The sequence below is a fragment of the Bacillus pinisoli genome, assembly GCF_023036475.1.
GTDB lineage: Bacteria > Bacillota > Bacilli > Bacillales > SA4 > Bacillus_BS > Bacillus_BS pinisoli.
Map to the genome: position 1 here is coordinate 195,724 of NZ_JAJQKI010000007.1, position 13,095 is coordinate 208,818.

Genomic DNA, 13,095 nt, shown 5'->3' on the forward strand with positions numbered 1-13,095 from the left:
TGATTTCATCTTCTACCAAATTATCAATTTTTATTTTTTCGCTGGTGCTAAAGATGCTTCTGGTGAAGTTACTTTATCATAGAATTTAACAAACTGATCACGATCCTCGCTATCACGATATGCCATTGCTACACGAGGGTGTTCATTTAAGGCACCAGAAATCATATATGGGATAATATACCCCCATTCCCACGTTTGACGCATTTCCAGCATGTGATCCTCGATTACACGTAATATTGGTTTTAATTCATAACTGGGCTTTTGAATATGGTTTACCAACAGTTCAGTATGACAATTCCCTGCAGCGCGCCCCATACCATAGACAGAAGCATCTAAGAAAACTACTCCATTTCGTAATGCAGTTAGCGTATTCGCAAATGCAAGTTGCATATTATTATGAGTATGAATGCCAAGCATTTTATTTGGGACCATCGCTTTAAATTTTTTCACTTGATGTTCAATATCAGCGGGATCTAAGCTACCAAACGAGTCTACGATGTAAACAACATCGACTGAACTTTCTTTAACAAGCTCGAATGCCTCAATTAACTGACTTTCTGGTACGCTTGATAAAGCCATAATATTTAAAGATGTTTCATAACCTAAATTGTGGAACATTTCGACCAGTTCTATTCCTTTATCTACTTCACGAATATAACAAGCCACACGAATCATGTCTAATGGGCTTTCAGAGCGAGGAAGAATATCTTCTGGGTCTACACGACCAATATCAACTAAAGCTGACAATTTGGTTGCTTTTTTTACAGGAATAATTTCCTTTAGGAAGTTATCATCAAGAAATCTCCATGGATTTGGCTCTGTCGCATTCAAAAGCTTAGGAGAATTTTTATAGCCAATTTCCATATATTCAACACCCGCTTCACTTAAGCCTTCATACAGGTCTTGAACAAATTTTACACTGAAATCCCAGTTGTTAACTAAGCCTCCGTCACGAATGGTACAATCAATAATATTACTACGCTGTTGTTCCATGGTTTCACTTCCTCCTGAATTAAAATACATTAGTTTTGATACTTTCACACTTTTATGCTTTTATGCTTTTATGTACTAAAATGTCTTATATAGTTTATATCATGTTTAGTAAAAATGTGTCAATTCGTTTTCTAAAAATTACACGAACTTTTATTAAAAGTCTGTTTTCGTATAGATTGTAGCTTTCGTAAAAATCCCAAAAGCCGGATTTTTTAATGTTAAGACAAAGTCTCTGCTTTAAATTTAGAGAGTTGTTCTTTTCTAAAGTTTAATCATATTAAATTTGGGGAAATTGCTGTTATATAAGATTGAAAAGCAACAAAGTTTTAGAAAAGAGCCTATTAAAATGAATTTATTTATTATAACTGAAACAGTTCATTTTTTTCTATTAATAAACTAATACAAATATCAATGATGGTTCTAAATTGTCATTCACCATGCATCTAACCTATAATTAGATAATCAGATCATAAAGCATAGGAGGAATAAAATGAAGACTGTCTATGATTTTGTGGTAAAAACTAACAAGAATACTCCCTTATCACTAAAGGACTACGAAGGGAAAATCCTTTTAATTGTTAATACGGCAAGTAAGTGTGGATTAACTCCCCAATTCAAGGATCTTCAAGCATTATATGATGTATACAAAGAACAAGGCTTTGAAATTTTAGGATTCCCATGCGATCAATTTAATAACCAAGAATACGATAATATTAACGAGACAACTCAGTTCTGCCAAATTAATTATGGCGTCACCTTCCCTATCTTAGCCAAGATTGATGTGAACGGAAAAAACGAAGATCCTCTTTATACTTTTCTTAAAGACCAAAAGCAGGGTCTATTTTCTAAAAAAATCAAGTGGAACTTTACAAAGTTTTTAATTAATCGAAAGGGAGAAGTAGTAAAAAGATACTCCCCTTCTTATGCACCTAGTAAGATCGAGAAGGATCTTCTTCAACTCATTTGAACATGGTATACCTCTTAATGGCCGTTTTTTGTAAAAATACAAAAACTGGCTTTTTTACCTACTAGTTCCAAATCATCTGCAAAATTATGTTAAAATTTATTAAAAGTATATAATAGATTACTAATGTTAAGGAGTCCAGAATATGGAAAAAGAAAAAGAAAAAAGATTAAATCGCTCTGAGGTGCCCGAAGAATTAACGTGGAATCTTTCAGATCTTCTTAATTCTAGCCAGGAATGGGAAGAAGCTTTAGAGATGATTGAAAAAGAAGCGACAAAAATAGAAAAATATAAAGGTTTATTACATACTGGTGCTAAAACGTTATTAGATTGTCTACTAGAGCAAGAGGAACTTGCTATTAGTATGGTTAAAGTTTCTACTTATGCCTATCTTAAAAAAGCGGCAGACAGTACAAATTCTGAGAACCAATCCAATTCTTCTAAGGTTTCTTCGCTATCATCAACAGTTGATGCAAAGCTTTCATTTATTGAATCAGAGATTTTAGAATTTCCAGAAGGTTTAATCGAAACATACTTACACGAAGAAGAAGAGTTAGAGCCATTTAGAATACATTTAGAACTGTTATCAAAAAAGAAAGCACATCGTTTTAACCCTGAAACAGAACAAGTTCTAGCAGCACTCGGTGATGTACTTCAAGCACCTTATCAAATATTTGGAATGAGTAAATTGACAGATATGCAATTCTCTCCGATTGAAGATGAAGAAGGTAATGAACTTCCTGTGTCCTTCTCGTTATTTGAAACAAGGTACGAGTTTTCATCGGAAACTTCCTTAAGAAGAAAAGCCTATGATTCTTTTGTCTCTACACTAAAACAATATAAAAATACCTTCGCAGCCACCTATGCAACAGAGGTAAAAAAACAAATTACCCTATCAAAGCTAAGAAACTATAGTTCCGTTACTGAGATGTTGTTGCATCCTCAACAGGTTACTGAAGAAATGTACCATAATCAGTTAGATACGATTTTAAAAGAATTATCGCCTCATATGCGCCGTTATGCTGCATTAAAGAAGCAAGTTTTAGGCGTAGATGAAATGATGTTCTGTGATTTAAAAGCTCCTATGGATGCAAGTTTCAATCCCAAAGTAACATACGAAGAAGCTAGTAAAATGATTCTTGACTCCCTACAAATAATGGGGGATGAATATATTGAGATCATGAAAAAAGGACTAGAGGATCGTTGGGTTGACTTATCCGATAACGTCGGTAAATCGACAGGTGCATTTTGTTCGAGTCCATATGGATCACATCCATATATTCTAATTACATGGCAAAACACAATGCGAAACGTCTTTACACTAGCACATGAACTTGGACATGCAGGACATTTTTATTTAGCTAATAAAAATCAAAGAATCTTTAACACACGTCCTTCCACCTATTTCGTTGAAGCACCTTCAACGATGAATGAAATGTTGTTAGCACAACACCTATTCAAAAATACCAGTGATCATCAAATGAGACGTTGGCTTGTACTACAGCTTTTAGGCACCTATTATCATAATTTTGTAACACATGTGTTAGAAGGTGAATTCCAAAGGAGAGTATACCACACAGCGGAAGCTGGTAAGGCATTAACAGCAGATACTTTAACCGAAATAAAAGGGAATGTACTGAAAGAATTCTGGGGAGATACTGTAAAGATTGATGAGGGAGCAGAACTTACTTGGATGCGACAACCTCATTATTATATGGGTCTTTATCCATATACCTATTCTGCTGGCTTAACTGCTTCAACAGCCGTCTCTAAGATGATACAAAAAGAAGGTCAACCCGTTGTAGATAAATGGTTAGAAGTACTTCGAGCAGGTGGAACAATGACTCCACTAGAACTTATGCAGCATGCCGGTGTTGATATGTCGAAACCAGATGCCATACAAACTGCCGTTTCATATGTCGGTGAATTAATCGATGATTTAGAAGAATCATATTCATAATGAAAACACCAAACTCTTTTATTGAGTTTGGTGTTTTTGTTAGGCTCTTTTCTACAACTTTGTTGTTTTTCAATCTTATAATTCAGCAATTTCGCTATATTTAATACGATTAAACTACTAACAAATAAAAATCAAGCTTTTGGAATTTTTACGAAAGCAACAATCCATACGAAAACAGCCTTTTGTTAACATAGCCTATTTTTATGTAAACGTGATTAAATAAAAGATGGTAAACGTATAGAAACTGTTGTGCCATTAGTACCACTTTCCACACTAAGAGTTCCCCCGTGTGAACGAATAATATTTTTGGAGACTGATAATCCAAGTCCTGTTCCATAGTCTTTAGTCGTAAAAAATGGAGTTCCCACTTTTTTTATAATTGATGTGGGAATACCCTTACCATTATCTATCACATCAATTACGACAAAATTAAAAGGATCTTTTGATACATTGATTTTAATCTTAGCATCATAAGCAACGGACTCTAAAGCATTTTTTAAGAGATTTGTAATTACCCTTATTATCTGTTTCCCCTCAACAAGTACATTTGGAAGATTTTCTTCTATCTCATATTCCAAGAGTATTTCTTGCTCAAATATTTGTTCCTTCATACTATCAACTGCAGCAGAAATTAACTCTATTATTGGTGTTGGAGTCTTTACTGGTGAAGTAGGTTGGATGGATAATACAAATTCACTTATTATTTTCTCCACTTGAGTAACTTCCGCCATGACAATTTCTTTAAAATCAGAATGATGGTTTGAGTCTTCGAATACATGTTGAATCAAACCTTTTATCGTCTGCATAGGATTACCTATCTCGTGTGCTAGACCTGCAGCAACTCTCCCTATATGATTAAACTTTTCAAGTTGACGTGCTTCTTCTTCTTTTGAGAATTGGACCATATTTTTATTTTCATTTAGAAAATTAGATAAGATTCTTGATAAACTTTTTAATACTTCTACTTCTTCGTCATTAAAAGAGTATGGTTTTGGGTCAACTGCACATAATGTTCCGAATAATGTACCATCTTCTAAAATAATAGGTAATCCTAAATAAGATCCTATTTTAGCTTCATAGATAACAGACATTCCTTTCGTTCTTTCATCCCTCAATGTATTTTGAATAATTAGTGGTTCCCGACCACCAGTATTTATTCTACTTCAAACTACATCATCAAAAGGAAGTACATCCCCTTCTTCCAGTAAACTTCCCTTGTCATTTAACGTTTTTAACACTGAAAAATGCCCCTCGGTTATACGGCTAATAAAGAAGGACCTAGTCCCTATCACATGATTCGCGATTCGGAGTACATCATTCGCAATGTCATCAAATTGATTGTAGGTTTTATTTATAGTCATTAGGTCAAATCCCTCCCTCATACTTTTAGTATAACAGAAGAATAAGTTAGACCTCGTCATATTTTTGTTAAGATAATATTACACATTTCTGATAAGTTACACGATAAAAAGCTTTGGGGCTAATAATCCCCAAAGCTAGTATATCTATTAAACGGTATATGCCTTTTTTAATTCTTTTCCAAACTTCTTAAAAAAATCTTGGATTAGTAACTTTCCAACACCTCTTAAAATCTTATCACTAACTTTAGACGCTTTTCCACTTACGGTTGCTTCAAAAGAATAGCTTAGATTCGTTTTATCTATAGACTCACTGTCTAGATTAATCAAGCTTATTGCTTCCACTCCACCAGAGTCACCCTCAGCTTTTATCGTTAATCTATACGTTTTTAGTTTCTCTACTTCTTCAGTTACGATAGTTGAATTATATTTTCCGCTAACGGGGGGTACGCCAATTTTTAATTCAGCTAAGTAAGTATTTTCACCTACCAATGACAATTTCTTGCAACCCATCATGCACTTTTCAAGTATTTCAGGGTCAAACAGCCCCTCCCAAGCTTGATTTACACTCGCATCTAATACTATATTACCGTTACCATTCAATTTGTCCACCTCGTTATTCTTGATGTTTAGTAAAGGCTCTTTCTTTTTATTTCTAGCCTTAGTAAAATAAATAAATCACATAATCTAAAATTATGTGATTTATTTATATATATTGTCATCAAGTGGACATTATTCAAGATATTTAATACACTGAAATTATACTTCTATAATGATTGGTAAAATCATTGGTTTTCTTCTTACCTTCTGAAATAAAAATTCACCAACTGCTTTTCTTAAATCCTGCTTCAAAGCACCCCAATGATGAGTTTTATTTTGCGCTTGAAAATCCTTAACAGTCTTCTTAATGATATGATCTACCTCTCCTAACAACTCCTCTGAATCCCTTACATATACAAATCCTCTAGAGATTGTATCAGGATTTGAAATCAACTTTCTTTCCGTTTTACTCATTGTAAGTACGATAACTAACATTCCATCTTCTGCAAGCTGTTTACGATCACGAAGAACGACATCACCGACATCCCCAACACCTACACCGTCAACATATGTATTTCCTACTTGTATCTTTCTTGTATGACGAGCTTCTTGATTAGTAAGATCAACAACATCTCCATTATTTAAAATAAAGGTATTTCCTTTTTCAACTCCTACCGATTCTGCCAATTCACGATGATGATACAGCATTCTGTATTCACCATGGATGGGTATAAAGTATTTAGGTTTCATGAGAGTAAGCATTAACTTTAGGTCCTCTTGATAACCATGCCCGGAAACATGCATTCCTGTCGATACTCCAGAACCATAAATAACTTTAGCACCTAAAGCAAATAAGTTGTCAATGACACGTGTAACATTCTTTTCATTTCCGGGAATTGGACCAGCAGCAAGTATGACGGTATCATCTGCTATAACTTCAACTCCTCTAAAATTTCCTGAAGAAAGTCTCGCTAAGGCGGCCATTGGTTCCCCTTGACTTCCGGTGCAGAGGATGGCAACTTTATTAGGCGAATAATCATTGATCTCATTCTGTTCGATAATCATACCTTCTGGAACATCTAAATAACCTCGACTTATGGCAACATCAATTACATTTACCATACTTCTTCCCAATATAACTAGTTTACGATTTGTTTTAAGCGCTGCATCGACAACCTGTTGAACTCTATTAACATTTGAGGCAAAAGTTGAAACGATGACTTTTCTAGGTGCTCTAATAAAAGCTTCATACATGTGTTTGCCAACCATCATTTCAGAAGGTGTAGTTCCTGGCCGTTCAGCGTTCGTGCTTTCAGAAAGAAGTAGTAACACTCCTCTTTTCCCAATTTCAGCCATTTTATGAATATCAGAATGCTGTCCATTAACTGGAGTTAGATCAAATTTAAAATCACCCGTATGAACAATCGTTCCCTCAGGTGTATCAAAGACCACCCCTAGACAATCAGGGATACTGTGGTTAACCTTAAAGAAAGAAACATTGATTTTATTAAATGGTATCGATGAATCTGAGTTAATTTCAATTAATTTAGTTTCTCTCATGAGCTTGTGCTCTATTAATTTTAGTTCTATGAGTCCCAACGTGAAACGCGTACCATATACTGGGACATTAAGTTTCTTGAGAAAATAAGGTATTCCCCCGATATGGTCCTCATGACCATGTGTGACTAGTAGTGCCTTTACCTTCTCTTTATTGTTCTCTAAGTAGGTAATGTCAGGAATGATTAGATCTATCCCAAGTAAACTCTCATCCGGAAACTTATTGCCACAGTCAATGACGATAATTTCATCCTCACATTCGATGGCGTACATATTTTTACCAACTTCATGTAAGCCTCCTAGAGCATAAATAGATATATTCTGCTGCGCTCCCAAATTTATTCCTCCCATACGTATAATCTTGTTGGTAGTATGTCCCTATGCATGTTTCTTTATCATATGAAAGAGAGAAAAATGAAAACAACAACGTTTTAGAAAGGCTCTTTTCTTAAACGTTGTTGCTTTTGAGGCAACTTACTCTAAAAACCTACCCCTTATAATCGTAAACCTGAGTGATAATTGGAGAAAAGAGCCATCAATAAAAACCACACCCTAATCAGAATGTGGTTGTTCGCTTATCTTTTGATTGTAATATTGAACTAGATCAGGGAATTCAGTTAGATCTTCTATACCTTTTTCTGTAATGACGTATACTCCCCTACTCACACGTTCAAACCATTGATAGTAATTTTTTGATAAAATGGAGGGTGTTTTATCACCAGTACCTAGCTCTCTTAGGGCTTTGGGTGATAATGGTCCATAATGTTGTAAGTAACTAGCAATTTGGATACAGTTTTCTTTATAAGCCGTCATAATCTTCGTTCGGCTGCTACCTCCAATATTATAGTCAGCACTTCGTCCATCTATTTCCTTAAGAAGTGAACGGCGAAAACGATTATTACGTTTTTTTTTCTTAACATACTCAGAAGGATGAAACACTACTTCAACTGTTTTCCGATTGCCTGAAAAAGTAATGATCATTAACCCTAGTTCCAGTCTTTTTACAAGCTGACAAAGATCTGACCAACGTTTGGATCGCAACTTATATTTTGGCTTTGGAATGGCGATATACACTTGATCTGTTAAACGTTGACGTTTTGTTGCCTGCACTAGTAAGTCAACTGTTAAATGTAGCTTCAGTTCCACTACAATTAATTCATCATCCTTTACGGCTGTCAAGTCACAATCATGTACTTCTCCGTAAACTTCATAGCCCTCTTTTACAAAAAAACGCTGAATTGGCTTGTATAAGTCCACTTCTTGTAATTTCTTCGACTTTGTCACACTACCACCACCGAATTCCTATGCTGTCTTATGCTTTTCTAGCAAACGATCTCTCTTTAATTCGAGAGGTGTTTATCGTCTTCTTTCAGTGATTCATAGAAAAGGGCCTCAAGGTAACAGAAAGCCCATTTAAAGCACTAAATAAGAAGAACATCCAAGGCTCTACTGAGTAGATTAACATGATTAGACTACCAATCTTAACGATGACTCCAATTAGAAAGGAAGCTTTAGCCCCGGTGCGATTAGCTACTACTCCACCTTGTATCTCACCAAGCAAGACTGCTCCACTAAACTCTGCCTAAATAAAAAAGGGTTAAAGCTAGTGAAATAAAATTAATAGTTCCGTTGAACCTAATCCCAAACATAATTCGAATATTGTATGTCGAATATTTATTATGTTTATACTGTCTCCGCTTAGGGTTTATAAAGCTTAATTAACTAGACTTATATATTTTAGCAATATTTTTTGAGCTTTTATAGGGTAAAGTGTTTATGCTTAAAGAAAAGTAGGTATGTACAGCGTGAATTGCCTTTGTATCATTGCATATTTTTCTAGTTAAACCTAAAATGATATACATATTCAAACAAAGGAGAGTTAATATGATTAATAAAATCGCAAAAGTGACTGTTTATGTAGAAAGCCAAGAACATGCGAAGGATTTCTGGTTGAACAAGATTGGCTTTGTTTTACGTCTAGAACAACCTATGGGACCTAATTTTTCATGGATTGAAGTTGGTCCTAAGGATGATGAATCGACTACTTTAGTGCTTTATTCTAAAGAAGCGATGGAAAAGCAAAATCCAGCTGCAATTGCACATCCATCTGTTATTTTCAGTACGACCAACATAGAAGTAGCGTATGAATCAATGAAGCAAAATGGCGTAGTTGTCGAAGAAATGCTAAGAATGCCTTTTGGCACAATGTTCACTTTTAAAGACCAGGACGGAAAGAGTTACTTATTAAGAGAAGATAAGTAGAGCTACGTAAAATACTAAAAATAAAGCATCTTTTTTGTATAGATGCTTTATTTCTATCTCTATTATGCAAAATCTATAACGTTTACCATATAATTTAGAAAAGAGCTATATAATTGCAATTAGAAAATGAACCATCCCAATCAGTTAATGAAACATAGTAAAGCTACTATTAAAATTGGAAGCAGCCATAAATATAGTAGGGTTCGTTCTTCGACCTCATACCATTCAACTTCTCCTAAAACGAAAAAAGAGTGCTTCAAATGAAGACACTCCTTATAAAGGCTATTTATTTTAGTAGACATCACGCTGGTAGCGTTTCTGTTTTTGGAGGTCATTTAGATGAGCCTCTGCATCCTCTCTACTCATGGCTCCTTCTTTTTCAATAATGTCGATTAACGTGTTATGAACGTCCTTCGCCATATACTGCTTATCGCCACAAACATAGAAATAAGCCCCCTTCTCTAACCAAGCAAAAAGCTCTTTGCTATTTTCAAGCATTTTATGCTGTACGTACACTTTTTGATCAGTATCGCGGGAGAAAGCTGTATCTAATTTCGTTAGTACTCCATCTTGTTGATATTTTTCAAGCTCGTTCTTGTAAAGGAAATCAGTTGTTGATCGTTGATCACCAAAGAATAACCACGCTCTTCCATCCCCACCATCTACTGCTCGTTCTTGAATAAATGAACGGAAAGGTGCAATACCAGTACCCGGTCCAACCATGATGATATCAATATCCGTGGATTCTGGTAAGTTAAAGTGCTTATTTTGTTGGATAAACACCGGAATCGTGTCTCCTACATCTAAACGCTCTGAACATTGAACAGAGCAAACCCCTTTGCGCACACGATTATGGGCTGTGTATCGAACTGCTCCAATTGTTAAATGTACCTCATCTGGATTAGCTCTAAAACTGCTTGCAATCGAGTAAAGACGTGGAGGCATTTTTCTTAAAAGAGAGACAATATCTTGTGTATTTGCATTCCATGGACCAAAGTCACGTAACATATCAAGTAAATCACGACCTTCGATATATTCCTTCAGTTGGTTTGCATTTTCAAGTTTTACTAGCTCTTTTAACTCTGTATGATCGGTTAATTCCGCTGCCTGCTGTAACACCTTCTTAGTAAGTAAAGTGATTTCAAAATGAGTGGTTAAAGCTTCCATCAGAGGAAGAGTGTCACCTTGCTTATTAATAATCACTGTCTCATCCAAATTCCAGTTCATTTCGTCTACAAGTTCTCTTACTAGTTCGGGATCATTTTCAGGTAGAATTCCTAAGCAATCACCTGGAACATACGAAAGTCCAGAATCCTTTAATGATAATTCAATATGTCTTGTTTCTTTAGTTGAGCCCTCTTCATTTAGATTTATATTTTTGAGGACCTTTGCTTGGAATGGATTTGTTCTTGAATAGGGTGTCATATTTTTATCTTCTTTCAGTTCAGTATTTTGCATACTCTTCACCTCACAAAGTTGTATAAAGCTAGAATAGCATAGGTGGAGAATGTTGTCGTTATTTTTGACAGAATCCATAACAAAAGTTAGGAGGTATTATAAAAAATACAATTTGTTTTTTATCGTTTCCTTTTACAATCTATTTTATGAAAAGTCTTATTAAATTGTGAGCACTATCACATAATAGTTGTTAATACACTTATCATAACCTAATTACACAGTTTGTCATCATTACTTCACAATAGAACGGAACAAACTGTCATCATCTATATTTCTTTTTCCTATAGATATATGAAATACATTAACGAAGATTCTCCTTTCTAAAGGCTCATACCTTTTATAGAGTTTTAAAAACCCGAACATTCATCATTGACAACGAAGTATTGTTTGTATTATTATTCATTAGGTGATTAGAATAATATACTTTTTTTAAAATGTTCGTATATCCTCAATAATAAGGATTGAGGGTCTCTAGAAGGAACCGTAAAATCCTAACTACGAACGGGTATTTAACTTACCCGTTTTTAGTTAGGTTTTTTTGTCTTTTCTCATTAAAATGACTTGGAGGTAATATCGTGGAGAAGTTTTTTCAACTAAGAGAACGAGGAACTACTGTAAAAACAGAAGTGGTTGCAGGTATCACGACATTTTTAACGATGGTCTATATTATTATCGTGAATCCCGCTATCCTTTCTTCTGCAGGTGTACCATTTGAACAAGTTTTTATGGCTACCATTATTTCAGCAGTAATTGGTTCGTTATATATGGGGCTTTTTGCTAAGTATCCAATTGCTATTGCGCCTGGAATGGGCATGAATGCTTATTTTGCAAGCGTAGTCGCAACTCAAGGTGTTTCATACCAAGTAGTATTTGGAACTGTGTTTTTAGCAGGGGTTATCTTTATTATTTTGACGTTTACTAAATTAAGAGAAACATTAATAGGTGCAATACCACCATCTTTAAAATATGGAATAACTTCTGGTATTGGACTTTTCATAGCATTTATTGGGTTAAAGATGGCTGGAATTGTAGTACCAAGTCCTAATACCATGGTTACATTTGGTGATTTACATCAGCCTGTAACTTTACTTTCTTTATTTGGTCTATTTTTAACACTCATACTAATTGCTAGAAAAATAAATAGTGCCCTCTTTATTGGTATGCTCGTTACCGCCATTATTGGAATTTTCGCAGGATTATTAAAGTTTAATGGGGTTGCATCCGTTCCTCCTGTACCTGTATTTCTAGATATGGATATTGCTGGTGTCTTCTCAAACGGGTTATATACTGTCGTTTTTGCTTTCTTACTGGTTACCATTTTTGATACGACAGGAACAATGATTGGAGTTGCTGATCAAGCTGGATTAACGAAAGACGGTAAATTTCCAAGAGCAAAATCAGCTCTTATGGCCGATGCACTTGCAACCACTGTTGGATCAACGTTTGGTACAAGTCCATCTAGTGCTTATATTGAATCATCGTCTGGTGTAGCAGCTGGTGGCCGGACCGGATTAACATCCGTTGTAGTTGCTATTTTATTCATACTATCCATCTTTTTCTCACCAGCTATATCGGCTATCTCTTCCCTTCCAGCAATTACTGCGCCCGTTTTAATTATTGTGGGATGCTTTATGATGGAAGGCTTATCGAGAATAAATTGGAAAACATTTGACGAAGCTTTTCCAGCATTCGCGATTATATTGACCATGCCATTAACTTCAAGTATTGCAACTGGAATTGCAATCGGTATTATCACTTATCCGCTTATGAAGGTTGTTAGTGGAAAGTGGAAAGACGTACATCCAATACTTTATGTATTTGGTATCATCTTTCTAATTCAAATGATTTTCTTTCCTGCTCATTAATAAAAAGCCAAGAGGGCGTCTGCTTTCTTGGCTTTTTTATGCCTCTTTTCGCATATTCTATTACTGTGTCATTCTTTATTAGTAGCTGCTCTTCAATATTACTTGAAATAATGAGATATCTACTGAAGTTGAAGATAA

General features: G+C 35.0%; 12 protein-coding genes and 1 riboswitch. Of the genes, 4 read left to right on the forward strand and 8 right to left on the reverse strand.

Going from position 1 to position 13,095, the window contains the following annotated elements; genetic code table 11:
• Positions 1–30 precede the first annotated feature (30 nt).
• The gene (locus LT143_RS12300; protein WP_246943375.1) at positions 31–993 is read right to left on the reverse strand and encodes an aldolase catalytic domain-containing protein; all 963 of its coding nucleotides are present in this window, start codon (positions 991–993) and stop codon (positions 31–33) included.
• Positions 994–1,483: 490 nt separating this feature from the next.
• On the opposite strand from LT143_RS12300, the gene LT143_RS12305 reads away from it, so the two are divergent.
• Entirely contained in the window at positions 1,484–1,960 is a 477-nt protein-coding gene (locus LT143_RS12305; RefSeq protein WP_246943376.1) for a glutathione peroxidase, read from the forward strand.
• 142 nt (positions 1,961–2,102) lie between these two features.
• Positions 2,103–3,917, forward strand: a complete 1,815-nt coding sequence (gene pepF / locus LT143_RS12310) for an oligoendopeptidase F (protein WP_246943378.1) — start codon at positions 2,103–2,105, stop codon at positions 3,915–3,917.
• Positions 3,918–4,132: 215 nt separating this feature from the next.
• On the opposite strand, the gene LT143_RS20600 is transcribed toward pepF, so the two are convergent.
• The 6 genes from LT143_RS20600 to LT143_RS12340 form a co-directional block, all read right to left on the reverse strand.
• Entirely contained in the window at positions 4,133–5,074 is a 942-nt protein-coding gene (locus LT143_RS20600) for a GAF domain-containing sensor histidine kinase (RefSeq protein ID WP_336296611.1), read from the reverse strand.
• Positions 5,075–5,080: 6 nt separating this feature from the next.
• Complete coding sequence (locus LT143_RS12320) at positions 5,081–5,278, reverse strand: hypothetical protein (RefSeq protein WP_246943382.1); 198 nt, start codon at positions 5,276–5,278, stop codon at positions 5,081–5,083.
• A gap of 147 nt (positions 5,279–5,425) precedes the next feature.
• Positions 5,426–5,878, reverse strand: coding sequence for an SRPBCC family protein (locus LT143_RS12325; RefSeq protein WP_246943383.1), 453 nt, complete (start codon positions 5,876–5,878; stop codon positions 5,426–5,428).
• Positions 5,879–6,034: 156 nt separating this feature from the next.
• Positions 6,035–7,645: a ribonuclease J gene (locus tag LT143_RS12330; RefSeq protein WP_418909833.1), complete on the reverse strand. Its 1,611-nt coding sequence runs from the start codon at positions 7,643–7,645 to the stop codon at positions 6,035–6,037.
• A gap of 279 nt (positions 7,646–7,924) precedes the next feature.
• The gene (locus LT143_RS20605) at positions 7,925–8,656 is read right to left on the reverse strand and encodes a DUF2161 domain-containing phosphodiesterase (protein WP_246943386.1); all 732 of its coding nucleotides are present in this window, start codon (positions 8,654–8,656) and stop codon (positions 7,925–7,927) included.
• An 85-nt stretch (positions 8,657–8,741) separates the two neighbouring features.
• Positions 8,742–8,933 carry a hypothetical protein gene (locus LT143_RS12340; RefSeq protein WP_246943387.1) on the reverse strand — a complete coding sequence of 64 codons (192 nt, stop codon included), beginning with the start codon at positions 8,931–8,933 and terminating at the stop codon, positions 8,742–8,744.
• A 323-nt stretch (positions 8,934–9,256) separates the two neighbouring features.
• Between LT143_RS12340 and LT143_RS12345 the strand changes: the two genes are divergently transcribed.
• A complete protein-coding gene (locus LT143_RS12345; RefSeq protein WP_246943388.1) occupies positions 9,257–9,634 on the forward strand; it encodes a VOC family protein in 378 nt (125 codons plus the stop codon).
• 291 nt (positions 9,635–9,925) lie between these two features.
• Here LT143_RS12345 and LT143_RS12350 read toward each other — a convergent pair whose 3' ends face one another.
• A complete protein-coding gene (locus tag LT143_RS12350) occupies positions 9,926–11,092 on the reverse strand; it encodes a sulfite reductase subunit alpha (protein ID WP_246943389.1) in 1,167 nt (388 codons plus the stop codon).
• 418 nt (positions 11,093–11,510) lie between these two features.
• Positions 11,511–11,610: riboswitch (purine riboswitch) on the forward strand.
• Between the two features lie 57 nt (positions 11,611–11,667).
• Between LT143_RS12350 and LT143_RS12355 the strand changes: the two genes are divergently transcribed.
• A complete protein-coding gene (locus tag LT143_RS12355; RefSeq protein WP_418909832.1) occupies positions 11,668–12,957 on the forward strand; it encodes an NCS2 family permease in 1,290 nt (429 codons plus the stop codon).
• Positions 12,958–13,095 lie beyond the last annotated feature (138 nt).